Origin of the sequence: Niabella agricola (assembly GCF_021538615.1) — a bacterium.
Classification (GTDB): domain Bacteria; phylum Bacteroidota; class Bacteroidia; order Chitinophagales; family Chitinophagaceae; genus Niabella; species Niabella agricola.
This window is the reverse complement of the sequence record NZ_JAJHIZ010000002.1, coordinates 648,303-669,897: the sequence shown is the minus strand read 5'-3', so window position 1 is coordinate 669,897 and position 21,595 is coordinate 648,303. Positions and strand designations below refer to the sequence as shown.

At 48.2% G+C, this 21,595-nt stretch carries 21 protein-coding genes; 2 read left to right on the top strand and 19 right to left on the bottom strand.

All coding sequences use genetic code 11. The features are described from left to right. From LL912_RS03200 to LL912_RS03155, 12 genes are all read right to left on the bottom strand, one after another. Entirely contained in the window at positions 1-816 is an 816-nt protein-coding gene (locus LL912_RS03200) for a response regulator transcription factor (protein WP_235552114.1), read from the bottom strand. A gap of 269 nt (positions 817-1,085) precedes the next feature. Then, a complete protein-coding gene (locus LL912_RS25830) occupies positions 1,086-2,333 on the bottom strand; it encodes a GH92 family glycosyl hydrolase (RefSeq protein WP_255785578.1) in 1,248 nt (415 codons plus the stop codon). After that, positions 2,282-3,367: a glycoside hydrolase domain-containing protein gene (locus LL912_RS25825; RefSeq protein WP_255785547.1), complete on the bottom strand. Its 1,086-nt coding sequence runs from the start codon at positions 3,365-3,367 to the stop codon at positions 2,282-2,284. The genes LL912_RS25830 and LL912_RS25825 overlap by 52 nt, the downstream gene beginning before the upstream one ends. Before the next feature lie 74 nt (positions 3,368-3,441). Beyond that, on the bottom strand, positions 3,442-4,074 hold the full coding sequence (locus LL912_RS26160) for a hypothetical protein (RefSeq protein ID WP_406603598.1): 633 nt from the start codon (positions 4,072-4,074) through the stop codon (positions 3,442-3,444). Continuing rightward, the gene (locus LL912_RS26155) at positions 3,978-5,468 is read right to left on the bottom strand and encodes a beta-L-arabinofuranosidase domain-containing protein (RefSeq protein WP_406603592.1); all 1,491 of its coding nucleotides are present in this window, start codon (positions 5,466-5,468) and stop codon (positions 3,978-3,980) included. Before LL912_RS26155 ends, LL912_RS26160 begins: the two co-directional genes overlap by 97 nt. A gap of 134 nt (positions 5,469-5,602) precedes the next feature. After that, positions 5,603-8,041 carry a glutaminase family protein gene (locus tag LL912_RS03185; RefSeq protein WP_235552113.1) on the bottom strand — a complete coding sequence of 813 codons (2,439 nt, stop codon included), beginning with the start codon at positions 8,039-8,041 and terminating at the stop codon, positions 5,603-5,605. Between the two features lie 469 nt (positions 8,042-8,510). After that, complete coding sequence (locus tag LL912_RS03180; RefSeq protein WP_235552112.1) at positions 8,511-9,611, bottom strand: AI-2E family transporter; 1,101 nt, start codon at positions 9,609-9,611, stop codon at positions 8,511-8,513. A 29-nt stretch (positions 9,612-9,640) separates the two neighbouring features. Then, positions 9,641-11,002, bottom strand: a complete 1,362-nt coding sequence (locus LL912_RS26055) for an RsmB/NOP family class I SAM-dependent RNA methyltransferase (protein WP_235552111.1) — start codon at positions 11,000-11,002, stop codon at positions 9,641-9,643. 195 nt (positions 11,003-11,197) lie between these two features. After that, complete coding sequence (locus tag LL912_RS03170; protein ID WP_235552110.1) at positions 11,198-12,565, bottom strand: NAD(P)(+) transhydrogenase (Re/Si-specific) subunit beta; 1,368 nt, start codon at positions 12,563-12,565, stop codon at positions 11,198-11,200. A 104-nt stretch (positions 12,566-12,669) separates the two neighbouring features. Continuing rightward, positions 12,670-12,921 (bottom strand): four helix bundle protein, encoded by a 252-nt coding sequence (locus LL912_RS03165; RefSeq protein WP_319941325.1) that lies wholly within the window; start codon positions 12,919-12,921, stop codon positions 12,670-12,672. A gap of 134 nt (positions 12,922-13,055) precedes the next feature. After that, positions 13,056-13,370 (bottom strand): NAD(P) transhydrogenase subunit alpha, encoded by a 315-nt coding sequence (locus LL912_RS03160; RefSeq protein WP_235552109.1) that lies wholly within the window; start codon positions 13,368-13,370, stop codon positions 13,056-13,058. Positions 13,371-13,448: 78 nt separating this feature from the next. Beyond that, positions 13,449-14,609: an NAD(P) transhydrogenase subunit alpha gene (locus tag LL912_RS03155; RefSeq protein ID WP_235552108.1), complete on the bottom strand. Its 1,161-nt coding sequence runs from the start codon at positions 14,607-14,609 to the stop codon at positions 13,449-13,451. 277 nt (positions 14,610-14,886) lie between these two features. Between LL912_RS03155 and tpx the strand changes: the two genes are divergently transcribed. After that, complete coding sequence (gene tpx / locus LL912_RS03150; RefSeq protein ID WP_235552107.1) at positions 14,887-15,384, top strand: thiol peroxidase; 498 nt, start codon at positions 14,887-14,889, stop codon at positions 15,382-15,384. Positions 15,385-15,455: 71 nt separating this feature from the next. Further along, positions 15,456-16,046: a TMEM175 family protein gene (locus LL912_RS03145; RefSeq protein WP_235552106.1), complete on the top strand. Its 591-nt coding sequence runs from the start codon at positions 15,456-15,458 to the stop codon at positions 16,044-16,046. Here the strand turns inward: LL912_RS03145 and LL912_RS03140 are convergent. From LL912_RS03140 to LL912_RS03115, 7 genes are all read right to left on the bottom strand, one after another. After that, on the bottom strand, positions 16,043-16,843 hold the full coding sequence (locus tag LL912_RS03140) for an O-methyltransferase (RefSeq protein WP_235552105.1): 801 nt from the start codon (positions 16,841-16,843) through the stop codon (positions 16,043-16,045). The two genes, LL912_RS03145 and LL912_RS03140, sit on opposite strands and share 4 nt — an antisense overlap. A 137-nt stretch (positions 16,844-16,980) precedes the next feature. After that, positions 16,981-17,472 (bottom strand): dihydrofolate reductase, encoded by a 492-nt coding sequence (locus tag LL912_RS03135; protein WP_235552104.1) that lies wholly within the window; start codon positions 17,470-17,472, stop codon positions 16,981-16,983. 92 nt (positions 17,473-17,564) lie between these two features. Further along, a complete protein-coding gene (locus LL912_RS26150) occupies positions 17,565-17,732 on the bottom strand; it encodes a four helix bundle protein (protein ID WP_455011046.1) in 168 nt (55 codons plus the stop codon). A gap of 190 nt (positions 17,733-17,922) precedes the next feature. Next, on the bottom strand, positions 17,923-18,735 hold the full coding sequence (locus LL912_RS03130) for a thymidylate synthase (RefSeq protein WP_235552103.1): 813 nt from the start codon (positions 18,733-18,735) through the stop codon (positions 17,923-17,925). 373 nt (positions 18,736-19,108) lie between these two features. Further along, complete coding sequence (locus tag LL912_RS03125) at positions 19,109-20,095, bottom strand: tetratricopeptide repeat protein (RefSeq protein WP_235552102.1); 987 nt, start codon at positions 20,093-20,095, stop codon at positions 19,109-19,111. Positions 20,096-20,406: 311 nt separating this feature from the next. Next, the gene (locus LL912_RS03120) at positions 20,407-21,057 is read right to left on the bottom strand and encodes an NAD(P)-dependent oxidoreductase (protein WP_235552101.1); all 651 of its coding nucleotides are present in this window, start codon (positions 21,055-21,057) and stop codon (positions 20,407-20,409) included. Positions 21,058-21,116: 59 nt separating this feature from the next. Continuing rightward, positions 21,117-21,521, bottom strand: a complete 405-nt coding sequence (locus LL912_RS03115; protein WP_235552100.1) for an RrF2 family transcriptional regulator — start codon at positions 21,519-21,521, stop codon at positions 21,117-21,119. Between the last annotated feature and the right edge of the window lie 74 nt (positions 21,522-21,595).

Below are 21,595 nucleotides of genomic sequence, written 5' to 3'. Positions count from 1 at the left end.
TCAAAGGTCTTTGTTCTTATTGAAAGCGCTCTCCACTTTTTCAATATATTCCGAGGGAGTCATTTTAAATTGCTTCAGGAAGTTCCGTTTGAACTGGCTCGAAGAATTATAGCCCACCCGTTCGGCTACCTCGTTAATACGGTGGTTCCCTTCACCAATCAGGGCTGCTGCTTTTTTTAACCGGGTCAGGTTAATGATATCATAAGGTGCCAGGCCGGAAATGGATTTGATCTTGCGGTACAAGGTAGGGCGGCTCATATTCATTCCCTGCGCCAACTGTTCTACGTCGAGGTCAGGATCGTCGAGGTTTCGAACGATCAGCGCATGCAGGGTTTCCAAAAACTCCATATCCATTTTTGAATACGCCATACTACTGATATGTGCCATGGGTGATTTTGCATAAAACGCTTTCAGGCGGGCCCTGCCTTCGAGCAGGTTTTCCACCTGGGCGTAAAGGTATTCCAGCGAGAACGGTTTTTCAATATACGCATCGGCCCCGGTCTTCAATCCCTGGATTTTCGATTGCAGGGTATCTTTTGCCGTAAGCAGGATCAATGGAATATGACAGTATTCCAGGCTGGATTTAATTTTTTCACAAAATTCAAACCCGTCCATATGTGGCATCATTACATCGCTGATGACCAGTTGCACCAATGTGGTATCCAGGATCGCACAGGCCTCGCGGCCATCGCGTGCCGTTAATACCGTATAGTGGTCCTTCAGGTCTGCGGCAAGATAATCCAGTATTTCCTCATTATCATCAACCAGCAGTATGGCCGGTTGCAGTTCTTTTTGATCGGTGATCCATGCTTCCATTTCAAATAGTGTCCCGTAATTTATTTGATTGGTGATTTACGTTCAACAAACCCGTAAATTACGAAAACCCGCTGATTTTCCAAGAGGGAATGCATTCCCACACCCCGGGCAGTGTCCTCACTGCACCGCCAGGAAATTGATAAAATAATGCGGATACCGGTTCGTTATCATTTTTTTGCCACCTGCGGTCTATACTTTCCTGCTGATTTTTCGCTGATTTACGTGGCCATGCGCTTGCCCGCAGAATCCGCCGGGAACACTATCCCCTCTTATAATCCCCCCGAAACCGAAAACGGCTGATCGCTTTTAGCCAGCCCTCTTTTCTTATTGGGCGTTCCGCTCATTATAAACGACAGGCGGCCGCCCTTTACAAGATCCTGGTAGGTGATGAAATTTTTTGTATAGGGTTTGCCGTTAAGCAGTGCATTGCTGATGTACACATTTTTTTCCGAATTCTGCTGCGCCTCAATGATAAATTGTTTTCCGTTTTCAAGGGTAATGGTGGCTTTTTTAAACAAGGGACTGCCGATTACATACTCATTCGTTCCGGGTGTAACGCTATAAAGTCCCAGGGCGCTTAGTACAAACCAGGAGGAGGTTTGCCCCTGGTCTTCATCGCCGGGATAACCATTCTCCGAAGCGCTGTACAGCCGCTTCATGACTTCGCGGGCATGATACTGGGATTTCCAGGGCTCATTGGCATAATTGTACAGGTATACCATATGCTGTATGGGCTGGTTGCCATGCGCGTATTGTCCCATATCGGCCATTACCATTTCCGTCATCTCATGAATCAGGCCGCCATAGGTACCCACTTTAACGGTATTGGGCACGGAAAAGACGGAGTCCAGCTTGGCGGTAAAGCGCTGGTCGCCCCCCAGCAATTGCTTCAACCCGGCCATATCATGGAATACGGACCATACCCAGTGCCAGGCATTCCCCTCGGTATACGGACCACCCCATTCTGTGGGATCAAAATTTTTGATCCAGTTGCCTTCCGCATCTTTACCCAGCATAAATCCCCTGACGGGTTCATAAACGTTCCTGTAATTAAACATCTTTGCACCAAACAGGTCCATGTATTTTTTGTTTCCAACAGCTTTTGCCAGATAGTACCCGCAAAAATCGTCATAGGCATACTCCAACGTTTTAGCCGTAGCCTCCCGGTACTTTGGATAAGGCACATATCCCATTTCATTATATTCTTTATATCCATCCCGGCCGTTGGCCGGTCCCCAGGGACCTTTATGATTGGCTTCATGTGCATAAGCATCCAACGCTTTTACCGGATCAAAGGTGCGGATGTCTTTTGCCCAGGCATCAGCCAGCAGGGAAATGGCATGGTTGCCGATCATACTTCCCTGTTCATTCGGAAAGGACCAGGAAGGTAGCCAGCCGCATTGCTCCTGTGCGTCCAGCAGGGCACTTACATAACGGCCATGCATGGTGGGATGCAACAGCGCATTTAATGGGAACTGTGCCCGGAATGTATCCCAGAAGCCTGTGTCTGTAAACAGGTACCCTTTATGGATCTTTCCGTCATAGGGCTGAAATAATAAGGATTCCCGTCTTTATCCAGTTCATAGAATTTACGTGCAAACAGGCTGGCCCTGAAAAAGCAGGAATAGAAGGTTGCCTTGTCTGCTTCGGAATCGCTTTCCACCAGGATCCTCGACAAATGTGCATTCCAGATCTTTGCGGCTTTTTCCTTTGTTTGCTCCAGTGTCCGGTCGGCGCCCAGTTCTCTTTCAAGATTGCGTGCGGCCTGCTCCGGGCTGATATAGGAAGAAGCAACTTTTGCCTGCACGGTAACACCGTCTGCAAAGCGGATATAAGCACCCCGGCCGGCTCCTTCCGCTTTTTTACTGCCAGCACTGATGCTATCCCCGCGGTTTTCCCAGGTTCCGTATGCTGTAAAAGGCTGGTTGAACCGGATCACAAAAAAACTTTTCCATCCTTTTTGAAACCCATGGCCGTTATTTACATATCCTGTTATCGTATTTTCGGCGGGATGGATCTCTATGCCACTTAAACCGGTATATCCATCCAATACCAAAAAACTTTTATGTCCTTGCGGGAAACGGAACCGCAGATGTACGCCTCTTTCGGTGGGCGACATTTCGGTAGTGATCCCGTTTTCCAGCGCCACCCGGTAATAATGTGGCTGGGCGATCTCTTTTTCATGGCGGAATACCGCCGCCCGGTCCTGTTCATTCACAACCAGGTTGTCGACCACCGGCATCAGGGAAAACACCGCATAATCATTGGTCCAGGAACTGCATTGGTGCGCCTGCTGAAACCCCCGGATGGTATTTTTTGAGTATTGATATTTCCAGCCATCACCATTGCGCCCGGTCTGGGCCGTCCAGGTATGCATTCCAAAAGGTAATGCAGTCGTTGGGTACGTATTGCCGTGGGTTAGCTCATGCGATGAGTTGGTGCCTTGCAAGGTATTTACATATTGAACGAGTTGACGAGGCTGTGAAAACAAGGTACCTGCAACCACTGCGGAACTGAATCCTGCAAAAAAAACGTTCTTCCAAATCTTCATATGAATAAACCGATTTTAATAGTATGCAGCGTCTCCTGCATAACCGTATTCCATAGCCGAAAATACAACGAACATTAATATACCGGGAACTGCGCCACCCGCAACTGCGTAGCACCGTAAGGAACCAGGGTTATGGAATCCTCCGGATCCAGGTGCAGCCCGTACGTAACACTATAAGGCAGCGGCCCCGCCGATTCGTTATACAGCTGCCAGCGCTTGAAGCGTTTTCCGGTGGCCTTAATGGATATGGGTACCGTTGCAAGCGTCCAGGGATAGTTATCTGTGAGTGCAGACTGTTCTACTTTGAAATGTTCGTTCAATTGTGTTTCTGAAAAATCGGGCAAACCGTAGTTCCAGGGTGTCAGCGGACGTATTTCATAATAGCTGCTCCCATTTTCAACCGGGTCCTGCGTATTGGTGACCAGCTTCTTTTCCGGCGCGATCTTCAGGGCATAGGTAAGCGGTCCCCGCTGGATGGAAACCGAGTTTTGCTGCCAGGTATTTTTCCGGATCCGCATGGGTAGCTCCAGCGTTACCGCATCGCCACTTTTCCATTCGCGGTCGATCTTTACAACGGTATTGCCTTTTCCATTTTGACAGGGAGTGCCGTTTATTTTAACAGATCCCTCTTTACACCAGGCCGGTATCCGCAGGTATAAAGGAAAACGAATGCCATTGCGTTTTTTTGTTTCCAGCACAAAACGGATCGACGCATCAAAGGGATACGTGGTCTGCTCTTTAAACCTAACCTCGGTACCATCTGCACTTTTGCCGTAACCGATGAAGGCGCATAAACCAGGGCCGCCAGGCCTTTATCGGCAGTGGCATACCAAAGATTCTGGGTAAATTTCGGCCATCCCTGGTGCATATTGGAAGTACAACAAGCATAACCCGTCAGCAACCCGTAACAAATATCTGCGCCATCATGGTCCACGCTAAAATTCCGCATATGGCGGGTAATCATTACCTGGTTGGTTTGCTGATAATACTGGCGGTTCATAAACTGTTCGTCGATCTGGGCGGGCAACGCATTAAAAGCCACTTCTTCCAGATGGTCTGCATAGGTTACCGCACCTGTGATCCTTAAAATACTTTCGAGGGAGAACATCATTTCAACCGCGGTACAAAGCTCGGAACCAAAAACCGGGTCGTTGCCATGCAGGGCTTCGTCTCCGCCAAACAACCCGTTTGCCAATCCGTTATACGTACGCAGGTCTTTAAATCCCTTATCTACGGCCTCCAGATAGAGCGCCTCCGGTTTGCGCTGGTAATAGACCACCGGCTCTTTGATCCCCTGTGCCAGGTTCACACAATGAATGCTGCCGGGCCGGCTTAGAAAGTCGGTATATAAAAATGCCTGGGTATAATCAAAGGTTTGTTTATGGATCAGATCCGCCAGATCCAGCAGAAAGGCATCCCCGGTAATGTTATAAAGCCAAAGCACTACCATCAGGTTATCGCCCGCGCGGTACCGGGCCCAAAAGGTCCAGTGGTCCAGCGGCTGTTGGGGCAGATTTTTCAGCTGGTAGCGGAAATAGGCCGTCATCAAACGGATGACCCGCTGATCGCCCGTTGCATCATAATATTGTTTCAGCACTTTCAACATTACCATCTTGGGCCACCAATCCCGGCTGTTATCACGTTGAATTCCTTTTTCTGCCGGATAATCTTTTGCCGGACCAAAATAACCATCCGGCTGCAGACTGTTTAGCGACCATTCCACCCAGGGTTTTACTTTTGCAATCAGTTCCTTGTCCTTTAACAGATACGCAAGCGGCAGCAGTCCGTCGACCCAGTACGGTCCCCGCTCCCATTGATCACCATCCCCGCCCAGCCAGCCGTTGCGGGCGCCCATTACCTGGGGATACCATTGATCCAGCTTGCCGGTTGCCCCGTTCTTTTGCCGCACCAGCATTTCCCGCAGCCATCCTTCCGGCGCAATAGATCCGATCGGCAGTTCCAAAAACTGAAGCGGCTGCAGCGGAGCCCTGTTGTTCAGGTAACCCGTTGCCTGCACCTGTGCGCCGGATGCATAAAAAGAACAAAGGGCGATGACCAGGCTCACCATTTTTTTTAGTATCCTGTATCGGTTATCACTCATACCTGCATGTATTAAAGGCAAAGCAACCGGTTTGCTTTTCTTTACCGGTTGCTTTAAATTTTAAACAAACTTGTTGATGCATACACTATCGATATCCCGTAAACATATGCCGCTTAAAAAATATCCTGTACTTCCTACCGGTTGTTCAGTTTATAATCAAAAGCCTTCATATAATAACCGGCCACTACACTGCGCGCCTGGAAGCCCACCTGTTTTCCGTCCTTTGTTTCATGCCAGTCGCTGATCGGCACCCGGCTCTTGGTTTCTGTGGCATAGCGATAAAGCGGTGCGATAAACTTTTCAAAATCGCTGCGGTTATTCGTCATGGTGGCCGTCCACATGATCCAGTCAGACTTGGTATAGGTTTTCCGGGAATCCAGCGGCAGTCCGTAGGGCTGTAGTTCCTGCTGTTTTAAATAATACCGGATCTCTTTATCGTATACAGATTGAGGAAACAGGTTAAAGTTTAATACCTTATCCCAAACCAGGTTGTATTTCTGACTCCAGGTTCCTTTCTTTTCGAAGGCCAGGGTATAATGGTCGCCGTCATTGGCCAGGTTCATCCATTTAGACACCATGGGCGTTACCAGCGTCTTATATTTCCGGGCGGTTGATGCTTCACCCAGCATGTCGGCCAGCATGGCATAACTGCGCAAGGCCATAATCGCCTTTGCAGACAGGTTTACATTCCGTGCCATATGTCCGGCAAAATCATCCGTACACAACTGGTTGGCCGGATCAAACCCTTCTTTAGCGAGGTATTCGGCCCAGGTGGTTAATGTTTTCCAGTGCTTTTTTGCATAGGCAGCATTCCCGTCTACTTTTGCAATGGCTGCCATCAGGATGATCATATTACCGGCCTCTTCCACGGGCATGTCTTCACCATAAGTCTGACCGTTTGCCAGCGGATAGGTGCCCAGGTCATGTGCCGCAAAGGGTTTGGTCCATTTTCCGCTTTCGCTGTAATAAAAAATCCCGTTCATCATGCCTTTTTGCAAAGCGGTGTTATACATCAGGAACAACGGCGCCGAAGGATAGGTCAGATCCACGGTGTTAATGGATCCGTTGCTGAAATTTTCCTTGGATAAAAACAACAGGTCTTTCTGCGGGCTTTCAACAAGCGCATGGGCCGCAATGCTCTGCCGGTAAACCAGGTCGCAAAGCTTCGCATAGTCTTCGCCACCTGCTCTTACCGCATCAGCATGCACGACCTTATCAAAATCATCGACTTTTTGCATAACGGTTTTATACGTAACGGCTGCCTCATCCATCACGGATGTAAATGTTTTGCCGCCATTCTTATTCCACCAGGGCCGGAGGTTGTTATGAAAATACTGGATGGAATACAATTCGTCATAGCCCAGCAACATAAACTGTTCCCGGCTGCCTGTGTTTACCTTTCCCAGGTTTAGTACGGTATTCAGCACCAGGTTTTTCCCACGGATACCCGAGCGTTCGGCCGCCGCACTTTTTTGAATAAAGCGGGTTATGCCCTCCCCCGGGCTGCCGGTGATGTATTGTGTGGTGATGCCTTTATCGGCTCCAACATAAAAATACCCCCAGTCGATCCGGAGATCATCTCCTTTTTTTGCCAGCACCGGCTGACTGGTAGTGCCGGTCTGCAGCATTTTTAGCCTGTCGCTGTTCACCACATTAGCCATTACTTCCTGTGAAGCCTCATTAACCGCAATATTGGAAGAGGCACCCAGGTATACTTTTACATCGTGTTCCCGGCCGTCGTTTGATTTTACGGCATACGTGATATAAGAGACCGGGCGGGCCATGAGGTCGATCTCCTTTATCAAAAGCGGAGATATAAAACTGACCTTCAGATCTACACCACCGGCTTTGAAGTCATAGACCGTTTGCATGGCTTTTATTGTGGCGTTCTGCTGGGTGGCCTTCAGCAACTGTTCAGCGGAAGGAGGTGGCACATTCCGGGATATGCCCAGGTCCAGGTGCCGGCCGCCGGCCGTATTGCGCAGGTGTACTGCCAACAGATTTTTACCGGTCTTCAGGTTTGCTTTCAGAACATCATTGAGATCCAGATAGGTCATACGGTTGACCCAACCGGTTTTATGATAAATCAGCGTGCCATTCAGGTACACATCAATATTATCGTCATGGTTGATCTTGAGATACAGTTCATCGTCAACCAGGCGTTCAATCTGGAAGGTACGCCGCACCCAAAGGTCGTTGGAGCCCCAATAGGTTTTGGCAACCGACCGGTCGTCGGAAAAGGGAGCCGCGCCGGTCTTCCAGCTGCGGTCGTCAAAACCCGGTGTGTTCCAGCCTTCACCGGGTTGCTGCTCGGTATATTGTACGGTGTACGCCTGTTCATCGCTGGTGGGAACGACCGCCGCAAATTGCTGTGGTTCCCGGCCCAGGAAGCGGTAAAACCGGTCGTCTACCTTAATTACACCCAGCAGCGCCTGTTCTGTTCCCGACCAGTGGGTGGTTACTGATTCATTCAGTTGGTCTGTATTACTCCAAATACTAAAATAAGGGGTATGGGTGATCAGCGGGTAAGCAGGTGCTTTTTGCTGGCTGTGGCCGGCGACTGCCCAAAACATTAGGATCATTAATAAAAGACGCGATCGGATTCCTGATAGCTGAACCATAGAACTATAGATTTCGTTTAAAATTGTTTTAAGCGGTCATTACTGAATAGACCTGCCGTTTAGAATGGGCGCAACCGGATCGCGGAACAGCGATCAGCAATCCATCATATGGCGGGCTGTTTAATCAGACCTTCCGGCGAAATTCCCCAAAAAAATACAATTAAATACTTCAAAATGTCTCAATAGTTAATCAAAATTGTTCAAACTGATGAAAATTGAACCACGGAACAGTATTGGAACGCAAACTGCATGAGGGTAATCAATGAACGTAATGGCCCGTAATGCAATGCCGCAAGGATATTCCTAACGCCCCTCGCGGATTCTTTGTGCGCGTTGCGGTAACAGTTAAACCGCAATGGACAATGGTTCGCAAAGCGCCACAGCAAGGATGCCTTTGCGCGTTGCTACCAAAACCCAACCTCTATTTTTTGCCTCTTTCGCGGGCCATTACAATACGCCGCATGCCTCTGTCCAGCTCACCCTCTTCTCCCATCAGCATTCCCCAGGCATGCAGACCATCTACCCGGTCAAAAATGATTTTTAATATGGCCAGGAACGGAATACAGAGAAACATACCGGAGATTCCCCAGAGCATCTCTCCTACGATGATACCGATAAACGCGATCATGGGGTTTAGTTTTACTTTAGAGCCCACTACCAGGGGCATCACGATATTACCATCAATAGCATGCACAATGATAAAAGCAATAACCACCAGCAGCACTTTTCCACTCCCCACCGTGGCAAAAGTGACCAGGCAGCTAAATAAAAGCGCCGTTATGATTCCGAGATACGGGATCACATTCAGGACTCCGCCCATAAAGCCCAGCAGAACCGCGTACTTAACGCCGATAAGTGACAGCACCAGGATCAGCATTGCAGAAACGATCAGCATCTGGATCAGTAATCCGATGATATACTTTTTGATAATTGTCTTTACCCGTCGTACAATTTCCTCCACCCGCTGTTTATGTGCATCACTGAACACAGAAAGCAGGAACGCGTACAATACCTTCCGGTAATTAAGAATAAAAAAAGTAAATAGTACCGTAAAACCAACAAAAATAAATGTAGCCGAAACGGTCGACAATGTGGTGCTTACAATGGCTGCACTCTGGGAAAACAACTTCTCCGCACCCTGGTTGATATAATCCCATTGCTTTTTTGCGTTGATATGAAACTTTGAACGAATCCAGTCCTGCGTTGTTTCAAATGCCTGCATGCCGTTCTGCTTCAATCGCGGCCAGTCTTCCGTAAACGACCGGGCTTCGGTACTAAAAAAAGCGATCACCCCGGCAAATACCAGCAGCATCAGTACAATCACCAGGGTTGTGGCCAGGGTTCGCCGGAACCGGCATTTCCGCTCCAGGAACACGGCCACCGGCAAAAACAGCAAGGCCATTAAAAAAGAAAAGAACATGGGAGCCAATAAAGTTTGTCCCAGCATCAGCAGATAGCCCAGGCTGATCATGCAAAAAAGCACCAGTGCCAGTTTGGTTAAAAAGGGTAACGATTGATTCATATATGCCGTAGTTTAATTCAACTGTTATATTATATGTCCGGCGCCTGTTCCTTCAATATCCGCAATTCTTTCGGATAATAATTGTTGATCCGGTTGGGCAGCACATTCATCCATCCCAGCGGATGACCGCAGCATGAGGCCAGCTGCCATCCTTTTTGCGTCGTTTCCAGTGTAAAATCTTTTCGCTGCAGGTAACGAATGGCATTTTCTTCAGACAATCCGCTGCCGGCAATCGTGTCCGGCAGTTGTTTACTCAGCGCCAATGCATGATCCGGGATCAGTTTATCACGGATCAGCGTGCCCACAAGCACCCCCGAATACAGTACTTTCATTTTCCCTGCCAAACGATCCAATGCCTCAAAAAGACTTGCAGACCAGGCATAAATACGTTCGCCGAACACCACAAACTGCTGCCCTTCCATAAGGATCCATGGGCGCAACGCCGCAGTATCCTTTGAAGCAAGCGGTTTTGTTTTAGGCCGGTATTTTTCCGGTTGCGCAGAAACGGCTCTTTTCCGGAATGCGCCTATAAAAAACCCTTCTCCTTCCAGACGATGCGGCCAGAACCGGTACCCGAAACTATTCCCCGTTTTTACGGCAACGATATTCCATCCCGGCTCCGTAACCAGTTCCACCCCCTCCATACCCATCGTATTCAGCCATTGCAGGATCGCTTCATCTTCCTGCGGGGAGTAGGAACAGGTGGAGTAGATCAATACACCGTCTTCTTTTAACGCCGGCAATACATCCGCCAGGATGCGCTGCTGTCGCTGACTGCAAAGCTCCACGTTATTCGGACTCCACTCTGTTATGGCGGCCTCATCGCGGCGGAATAAACCACTACCGCTGCAGGGAGCATCCACCACTACTACGTCAAAAAAGCCGGGCAATGCCGAAAAATCAGCAGGATCATTATTGGTTACCGCAATATTGGGCGCCCCCCATTTTATCACATTATCCTTTAATACGGCCGCACGGCTGCGGATCACTTCATTGCTTACCAGCAGACTACCTTCAGATATCAGTGATTGCAGATGGGTTGTTTTCCCACCCGGAGCGGCACAAAGATCCAGTACCGTTACCGGCTGTGTAAGATCAACGGCCTGTTGCAGTGCCTGCTCCAAAAACATGCTGCTGGCTTCCTGCACATAATAACAACCGGCATGGAATAAGGGATCGAAGGTAAAGGAAGGACGTTTGGACAAATAATAACCGTACCGCGACCATGGAATGGGTGCATGCTCCACGGCAAGCGGCACCTGCGAAACCTTAAGGGGATTGATCCGCACGGAGGTAACCTGGGCGCCCGATTGATGTGTGTTTATAAATGCCGGTTCATCAAAACCCGGAAGGCCTTGTAAAGACTGTAATAAAGCGGATGGTAATTGCACGAAGCAAAAGTATAAAAACCGGTGAACTTATCCTTCAGGCGCGCTTGTTGGGTAAGCAACATTTTTCTGTTCCGATCTACCGGAACCTGGAGGCAGGATTTACAACGCAGCAACAGTTTTATCAATCCCCTTTATTTTTCAATAACCCCTCTTTCCCGGCAGAAAATCACCATCCGCTTCAATGGAAGCGCAGGCTCAGCTGTTTTTCAGTTCGGTTACCAGGTCCTGCAGCACTTTTTTAGCATCCCCAAACAGCATAGAGGTTTTAGGCCCGGAAAATAGCGCATTATCAATCCCGGCATAACCGGGTTTCATGCTTCGTTTGTTAACAATCACCGTTTTGGCCTGCTCCACCTCCAATACGGGCATGCCGTAGATCGGCGAAGCTGGATCCGTTTTGGCAGCGGGGTTTACCACATCATTGGCGCCCAGCACCAGTACTACATCTGTTTGTGGAAATCGTTCGTTCGCCTGTTCCATTTCCAGGAGCTTGTCGTAAGACACATCTGCTTCAGCCAGCAATACGTTCATATGACCAGGCATGCGGCCCGCAACGGGATGAATGGCATATAGTACCTCCACACCCCGGCTTTCCAGCAATCGTTCCAGCTCATGGCAGGCGTGCTGGGCCTGCGCCACTGCCAGCCCATAACCGGGAACGATCAGTACCCGGCTGGCATAACCCATTACAATAGCCGCATCCGGTATACTGATCTCTTTAATAGCCCCCTGTTCCGCTCCGGCCTTCAATACTCCCGAATTGCCGCCGCCAAAAGCCCCGATCAGCACATTGGCCAACGAACGGTTCATTGCCCGGCACATCAAAATGGTAAGCAGGGTTCCGGCAGCGCCCACCAGTATCCCGCCGGTAAGCATTACATTATTATTGTATAAGAACCCGCCGCAGGCTGCGGCCACACCGGTAAACGAATTCAGCAGCGAAATGACCACCGGCATATCGGCTCCGCCGATGGGCAGCACAAACAGCAGTCCGTATACCAGCGCCAACGCCAGGATCAATCCAAACAACCAGCTTAACAAAGGCTGGAACTGCATTACCAGGTATACAGCGGCGGTTGCAATGGCCAGTAGTACGAGCAGGTTGATGATATGCTGCCCTCTGAAAGAGCGGTCTTTGATCTTACCGTTCAGTTTTCCCCAGGCAATCATACTTCCTGAAAAGGAAACCGACCCGATGATCAATCCCAGCAGTATGATAACCAGGTGCCCTGAAACAACCGGCCCGCCATAGGTATCTCCGGGGGCCTGGTTCTCTGAAGCCACGAGATAATAAAACTCCACAACCGATATCAATGCAGCACAAAGCCCGCCCATCCCGTTAAACATACTCACCATTTCCGGCATGGCCGTCATCTTAACCTGCCTGGCAGCCAGTGTTCCGATCAGTGCGCCAACGCAAATGCCGCCGAAGATCCAGCCGTAATTCCCCAGTCGTTGTCCTGCACCATCTTGGTATAAAAACACCGTTCCCAGCACAGCAATCCCCATTCCGGCAGCAGCCACGCGATTCCCCTTGCGGGCATTTGCCGGATTGGATAACATTTTTAAACCCACTATGAATGTTATCGAAGCAAGTAAGTAGCAGAGCGCGAGCATATTCACTAAATGCTAATTTTAAAAATTCTAAATACTAATTTAAGATCTGTTTAGCTTCCTAATTTTCGTAAAATAGCGGCAAAGATCCTCATCAACTCCTCACCTTCCTGGATCAGATCCGCCCGCTCCTGCTCCAATTCTGTTTGATCATAGATCAGAAGATGCTTCAACCAGAGTTTTGTTTCCTTAGATTCCTTTTTACAAATCCTGATCTTATACTTTAAATTCTTATCTCCCAAGTTTTCGCTAGCCTCTATATAATTTGCCGCTACCGATCCTGCAGACCGAAGTACCTGAGAAATATAAACCCTATTAAATATATCAATCCTTAGTCATAAACAAAATTCCCGTACCCGCATCGAAAACTGTTCTGTTCTTTCTTCCAAATCATATTTTTTTTCCCAGCATAACAGGTCATTGTATTAGATTTTAGAATTTAGAGCTTAGGCTTCCTCCGTTTAAACATTTCCAGCATCCGGTCCGTTACCACAAAACCGCCTACCACATTCAGCGTACCCACAACGACCGCCAGGAACCCGAGCACCAGGGCCAGGTAATTGCCGGGTTCGGCCCGGCCCATTACGATGATGGCGCCGATGAGCACAACCCCGTGTATAGCGTTGGCACCGCTCATCAACGGCGTGTGCAATACACTGGGCACATGCCCGATCACCTCGATACCAACGAAGATCATGAGGATAACGATATAGATAAGTTGTTGATTTTCGGCGATCCAGCTGAACAGGCTCATTGGTTAAAATTTTTATTGTTAAATTCTAAATCCTAAAAATCCAAATAAAAATCCTGCGTTCTAAAAAATACGGGGTGCTTAGGTAGTGGATTCCGATCGGGGAACGGGATCATCCGTCTTCATTTTTTCGTTGCGTATTTTTCCTTCATGGATTACACAGCAGCGCTTCACCAGTTCGTCTTCAAGGTTCATGATCCAGGAACCATCCTTATCGATCAGCAACTGAAGAAAGTTCAGGATATTTTTTCCATACAATTTACTGGCATCGGCGGGCATAGTAGCCGCCAGGTTTGAATGACCGGCGATGGTAATGCCGTTATACAAAACCGTTTCGTTGTTTTTGGTGAGGGGCGTATTGCCCCCGGTAGCGGCCGCCAGATCAACGACTACAGATCCTTTCCGCATGGAATTCAACATATCCACACTGATCAGTACCGGCGCCTTTTTTCCGGGAATCTGCGCCGTGGTAATAATTATATCCGATTTTGCAACACTATCTGCAATCCGCTGTTGTTGTTTTTGAAGATACTCCGCTGATTGTTCCACCGCATAGCCCCCCGCCCTGCTGGCGTCGGCGGCGCCTTCTACTTCAACAAATTTTGCCCCCAGGCTCATCACTTCTTCTTTCACCGATGGACGCGTGTCAAAAACTTCCACCACCGCACCCAGCCGGCGTGCCGTGGCCACTGCCTGCAACCCGGCCACACCCGCACCAAGGATCAATACCTTTGCCGGCGCAATGCTTCCCGCAGCTGTCATGAACATCGGGAAATAACGTGGATACATTCCTGCCGCCAGCAGCACGGCCTTATAGCCTGCGATATTGGCCTGTGAACTGAGTACATCCATTGCCTGTGCACGTGTAGTGCGGGGTAGCAGGTCAAGGGAAAATACCGTGTCGCCCTGCTGCGCCCAGCTGCCGATCATGCCCGGGTTGGACAAGGGCTGATAGACCCCGATAAAAACCGGGTGCCGCTGTGCTGCAGGCAAACGGGAGAAAGCCGGGGGGCGTTCAACCGGATGAATCGCCAGCAATACATCTGAAGCAGCCAACACCTCCGATCTTGTTTTTATCTGTGCACCGGCTTTTTCATAGTCGGTGTCGGTACAAAAAGCACCCGCTCCCGCTCCGGTTTCCACATAAACGGTAAGGTTCTTTTTGGCCAGCGGCACCACCGCCTCCGCCAGCAATGACACTCTTGTTTCAAAAGAAGGTTCCCGCAAAACTCCAATGATCATAACAAGGGTTATAGTAAGTAAGTTAGTAATTAAAATCGTAAAACCGAAGGCTTTCGTTGATTTATTTTTTCCTTCCCAAGAACCATGTACCGCAACACATATAAACAGCACTTCAACAAATACAAGGCCACAACTGTTAAAAGGCGGTATAGTTATTGAAGCAATCAGTAAGCCGGGCAGTTGTTCCTTTTTCTTTTCCCCGGCCGCCGCTTTCACAAATAAATTTATTTTCTTTGTGCCCCTGTACACATGCGATCTATTAATAAATATTTATATTATGGCTGAAATTACATTGAAAGGAAACCCGGTTAAAACAGCAGGCAATTTGCCTGAAAAAGGTAGCAAACTGAAAGATTTTACGCTTGTAAATTCCGGACTGGCAGAGAAAAAACTGTCGGATTATGCCGGTAAAAAAATTGTGCTGAATATTTTTCCCAGCGTGGATACCGGCGTTTGCGCCACATCTGTGAGAAAGTTTAACGAAAAGGCAGCTGCACTGGACAATACGGTCGTGTTGAATGTTTCCAAGGACCTGCCCTTTGCGCTCAACCGTTTTTGTGCGGCGGAAGGCATCAGTAATGTGGAAACCCTCTCCGACTTCAGAGGACATTTCGGCGATGACTACGGGGTTACATTTGCCGATTCCCCGATGAAAGGGCTGTTGAGCCGGGCAGTAGTAGTGGCTAATGCAAACGGCGAAGTGGTGTATACCGAACAGGTTCCGGAAATCACCACAGAACCCGATTATGCGTTGGCACTGGCTGCTTTACAATAAGCCGGTTTTGTAAAAAATTTCAAGGTGTATAAATTCTGTTTATATTTATACACCTTTTTTATTTGATATCTATGACCAAATCAAGACTTGAAGCGTTTAGCGATGGCGTACTGGCGATCATCATTACTATAATGGTACTGGAGCTGCGGCCTCCGGAAGACGGGCATACCCTCAAATCGCTGCTGGAGTTACTGCCTACCTTCCTGAGTTATGTATTAAGCTTTATTTATGTAGGCATTTACTGGAACAATCATCACCATATGTTCCACCTGGCCGATAAAATAAACGGAGCCGTGTTGTGGAAAAACCTGAACCTGTTGTTCTGGTTATCGCTCTTTCCGTTTACAACGGCATGGATGGATAAAAATTATATGGAGCCGTTGCCCGTTGCGGTATATGGTATTGTGCTGGCCATGGCAGCCGTGGCCTACCTGATTCTTCAGAAAGAACTGATAAAGGCCGGCGGGCCGGATTGTAGGCTTTCACAGGCTGTAGGTTCCGATGCCAAAGGAAAATTTTCAGGGATCCTGTACCTGGCGGGTATTGGGGCCAGTTTTATTTCAACCTGGCTCAGTATCGCCCTGTATACCATTGTAGCAATTATCTGGTTTATTCCTGATAAACGGATTGAAAAGTTTTATGCCGATGATCACGAGCTCTAAAACCGGACCGTGAACGCCTGTTTTTCTTTAAATTCTTTGCGGAAACTAATAATGCCGATATAGAACAGATCGATATCACAGGCTACGATATCCTGTGCCACTATGTGCTTCCAGGCCGCCTCCATTTCCCGGCTCCAGTGAATATCGTCAAATACCAGCAGGGTGTCGTTGTGTATATAAGGCAATAGCTGCCGGAAATAACGTTCGGTAGGCTCCTGGCGGTGGTTGCCATCGATGAATACAAGATCAATTTTTGACAGCTGATCCAGGACAGCCGGCAATGTGTTATCAAAATTTCCTTCTACCAGCTCGATATTCTTTAGTCCCAATGCCGCAAAATTTTCACGTGCCTTTTGTGCTACCGCCGGCGCTCCTTCCAGCGTGATCACCCGGGCCTCAGCATCGGCGGCCGCCAGGTAAGCACTCGTGATCCCCAGGGAAGTACCCAGCTCCAGGATCCGCTTTGCGCCGTAATGACGGACCATCCGGTACATCAATTGCCCGTATTTTGCCGGCTTGGCGGCATTTTTTGCGATGGAGGCGATCTTCCGGGTGTTGGTTCGTGTTTTTGCAGATCCCGCGCCCATATCTTCCACCGTAATTACGGAGGGATCACTGAGCAATGTCTTCCGGAGGGTTTCGATCCGGTCGTACTCGGGGTACGGGGTAAAATCATTCATCACTTTGGTGATAAATTCAAACACGAACGGAGAATGCATGCCGTGCCCCTTGCTGTTGGAAGCATGGATATAATACCTGAAATATTTCGATGCGGCAATTAAGGGAGAATATACCATGGAAATGTAGGATGCAGAATTTTAAATGTAAAATGTAAACTCAGGCTGTTCCCCCGGACGCACCGGAACGTTCATTAAACAGCGGAACTTTAAATTTTACGTTGGTCATTGGATTTTGATCATTGGATCTTTTATATTCAATTGCGTTCCCAAAGCTCAAATGTATAATCAAATAAATGTTTTTCATCGGCCTGGTACGCCTGTTTGCTTTTCAGAGTCCACTCATTCTGGTCAAACACGGGGAAAAAGGCATCTCCCTCAAGGGCTGTATCCACCCGCGTAAGGTAAATACGATTGGCCTTGGGCAGGTATAATTTGTAGATCTCTCCCCCCCCGATCACCATCAGCTCCTTTACATCCATTTCTTTTACCAGCAACTCCACGTCCTGCATGCTGCGGGCTACGATGGCATTATCGATCTTCAGGTTTTTATTCGTACTGAGTACAATATTCTTCCGGCCCGCCAGGGGCTGCTTAAAAGATTCGAAGGTCTTCCGCCCCATTACCACGGGCATGCCCCAGGTTACATTTTTAAAATGTTTCATATCATTGGGCAGGGACCACAGGAGTTTGTTGTCTTTACCAATGACATTGTTGTTGGATGCAGCGGCTACTAAAGAGATAATCATAAAATGTAGAATATTAAATATCCAATTAAAAATATAAAACTATCGTGCCCGGTTCTTTTGAGCGGTAGATACACTGGCAGCAAAAATCGCAATTAATTCGTTACATTCCTGCAGCGCTGTGCAACCGATGGATGTTCAACAACGGGTTTTTCATTAATAATTCTGAGATTAATCTTTGTTTCACGTAATTCTTTCAATGCACATTTCATTTTATGAATAAAATCGGCTTGCGATTCGGCCGCCTGAACTTCTCCGTACATCAATGCCGGAGCAGTACTGCTTTTTGACAACTGATGCTCAAGATTATTTACGGCTTTTGTAGGCGCAAAATGTCACAGACATTCAGCGCGAGAATCGCAAAATTAACCAATCGATCTTCCAGATCAAATTTTCGAGCGTTCTCCATGGGTTACCTTCTACATTCAATATTTATAATTTTAGATTTATTATTCAGACCGCTACCGCTCCCTTAATACCGGGATGTGCCTGGTAATTGATCAATTCAAAATCTTCAAACGAAAAACCATAAATGTCCTTTATCTCCGGGTTGATCTTCATTTGCGGTAAGGGGTAAGGAGTGCGTGTTAATTGCAGTTTTACCTGTTCCAGGTGGTTGTTATAAATATGCACATCCCCGAAGCTATGTATGAATTCACCGGGTTCCAGGTCACATACCTGTGCAATCATGAGGGTAAGGAGGGCATAGGATGCAATATTAAAGGGCACGCCCAGGAATACGTCGGCCGAGCGCTGGTAAAGCTGGCAACTGAGCCGCGGTTTTCCGCCCGCCTTTGGCGCCGCCACATAAAACTGGAATAAAGTATGACAGGGCATCAGCGCCATTTCTGAAAGCTCCCCAACATTCCAGGCACTAACGATCAGACGGCGGCTATCCGGGTTCGTTTTGATCTGCCGGATCAGGTCGGTAATCTGGTCCACCACTTTGCCATCTTTTCCTTCCCAGCTCCGCCATTGCTTGCCATATACCGGCCCCAGGTCGCCGTTCTCATCGGCCCATTCATCCCAAATGCGGACTCCATGTTCTTTGAGATAACCAATATTCGTATCACCTTTTAAAAACCAAAGCAATTCATATATAATGCTTTTCAAATGCAATTTTTTCGTGGTCACCATCGGGAAGCCCCGCTGAAGATCAAAACGCATTTGATACCCAAAGGTGGAGATGGTACCTGTACCCGTGCGATCGGTCTTCTCAACGCCTTCATTCAGAATATGTTGTAATAAATCTAAGTATTGCTGCATGACTGCAAGATAATCATTCTAACGCCATCCCGGAAATCTGCTGTGGGGTCCGTGCGAAACCTGTGCATTTGGGAATTTGAAATAATAAATAGCAAATGGCAAATAACAAATAGCAACAAAATGTCGGCTGTGGAAGCGAAAATGCCATTACAGCCCGGTGATTTTCTCCCGGCCGGTATTCGAGGAAACAGGATATAACAGAAACGGGTAGCCAAAACCGACCTCTATCCAATATCTGATCTCTGAAATCTGATGCCTGAATGTCTGATCTCTGAAATCTGGTTTCTGATGTCTGAAATCCGAATAACCAACGGATTATCGAGTGTAAAGCAGATACCCCTGGAGCCAACGTCCTCAAGCCCGAAACAACTCCTTAAGGCATCCTTGTCTTCATTACCGGCCATTGATAGGCCTGCGTCCATGCGCCCAGCTGTTCCATTTGTTCCCGGTGGTCCTGGATCCACACTTCGTTCATCACATTTCCTGAAGGGAAGAAAATCAAATGAGCAAAACTTTCCGTAAGCCCCTTCCGGTGCATGCCGGTGAAAAATGGCATATAAAAGGTTCCGTAAAAACCGGTATGCCCCTTTGCTTCTGCCAATCTCCTGATTGCCTGCTTTAGCAGGTACGCAAACCGGTCGGCCGGAAGCATATCTTTTGTTTCGGTCATGGCCGATGCTGCACCCAGTTCCTGAAGCAGTTCCATGGAACTGAAGTCGTCATCTGCTGTTACCCGCTTCCGTCCTGCTCGTATCAGAACGTCGAGCTCAACGGTATGCTTCCCGGAATCCGGCTTCTTTTCATCACCCTCAATAATGGCACGTACATTGGTCAGCGCCGCTTCCGCGCGTTTGCTTTTGTTATCATATAAGAGGTATGCTAAAAAAGGCATCAGCGCAGCAATTTTATGCTTCCGGTGGTACATGATTTGCCCGAGTATAAAATGGGAGGCCGGATGGTGTGGGTTTTTGAGCAACGACTGCTTTAATTCGCCGATCCCCTGCTCCATTTCATTCATCCGGAAATAAGTAACCGCTTTATTATAATTGAGCATATTGAAATCCGGCAGTTTCCTGATGCCCTCGTCATATATTTTCAGTGCCCCCTTATGATCACCAACCTCATCCAGTGCAGCGCCCCAGGTACTGTATGCATTGCCGATCATCCCCGGCTCCGCATTTTTATGCTCAATAATGGCCTGGCTTAACAGCATTGCTTCCTTATAATTTTTTGAGGCCATCAGCGAATAGGATTTCTCATACTGCGCCACCAGGTTAACAGGATCGATATTCAGCACTGTATCATATTTTTTGATGGCTGCTGCATATTGTTTCTGGTCATGTAAGCGGATACCTTCCATGATAAGGTTTTTTACCCGAACAGAGTCCTGCGCGTACAGCCCAATTCCGCTGCTTAACATTCCCGCTAATAATAAGCATTGCTTCATTGCCGGCATTTCTTTCAAAGTTACAACTCCCGGCTATATGGAGCGGGTTCATCAAACTAAAGGTGGCTGTCTCAAAGTCCGAAACCGTCATTTCGACTGAGGCGAAGCGAAACGGAGATATCTCATTGCCTGGAAATTATGTATTTCTCGGCTTCACTACATTACGCTCGAAATGACGGATTTTTGAGACAGCCTCCGGCATTACGTATTCCTGCGTTTCCGGATCAATACCCAGCAGTAAACCGCTGGTGGGTATGGGCCGGCTTTTCCGCTTCATCGAGTATCACCACTGCAACATCCTCAACAGACAGGGAGCTTCTTCCGTTTGCGTCAAAAACCGGAGCATCAGTACCCAACCGGTAATGGCCGGTACGACCAGTGGTAATACCCGGATTCATTTCGATTGCCGGGCTGAAGAAGGTCCAATCCAGCTGCTTATTCGCTCTCAGCTGTGTCAGGTAGTCCCTGGCGCCCTTTGCGCCGGCCCTATATGCTTCGGGGAAATCCGGACCGTCCACCAGTTGCGTGCCATCAATCTCCAGGCTGCCGGCACCGCCGATTACGATCAGGCGTTTCACGCCTGAGGCGGCAACGGCCGCTTCAATATGCTGTGCCCCCGAAAGATAATCGTTATACAGGTTGGGATTCGTCCACCCGGCATTAAAAGCACTGATTACCACGTCATTTCCCCGGATCGCCGCTGCCAGTGCTGTTTCATTTGCTACATCGATGTCGATTGTTTTCACCGGTCCCCCGGTGTTGCTGATGGTTGACGTATTACGCGCCAACGCTGTAACCGTATGTCCCCGCTGAGCGGCTTCTTTTAAAATAGCGCTACCCACAAATCCGGTAGCCCCGATAATAACGATTTTCATGCGCTGTTGTTTTTATTTATTAAATGTATTATTTTTTATTACAGTTTAGATTAAAAAAATTATACCTTGTCCAGCAGATCCCGGATGGTAATGGAGTGCAGCTTTTTTAGCAGGGCCTGTTCTGCCTCTGCATTAAGATCATCCATAATGCTGCTGATGCGCCGGCCTACGGCACAATGCTGGTTGGGCAGGTTCTTGGAATGTGCAAACAGCCCCTCCTGATACACTACTTTATAAAGATCAGAAAGACGGATCTTCGAAGGCGACATGGCCAGCCGGCTTCCGCCGTTCTTCCCCTCCTGTGTTACCACAAATCCTGCATCCCTTAATGCGCTGATCTCCTTCCGCACCAATACCGGGTTAATATTAATGCTGCCCGCAATATAGGAGGAAGCCACTTCTCCTTCTTCCCTGCCCAGCAATGTCAGAATATGGATTACCGTTGCAAAACGCCCATTGATCATTCTGTAATTATTTTTATTACAGAACAAAGATAGAGATAAGTTTTTTACAAAATCAAAACCGGAATGTTAAATTT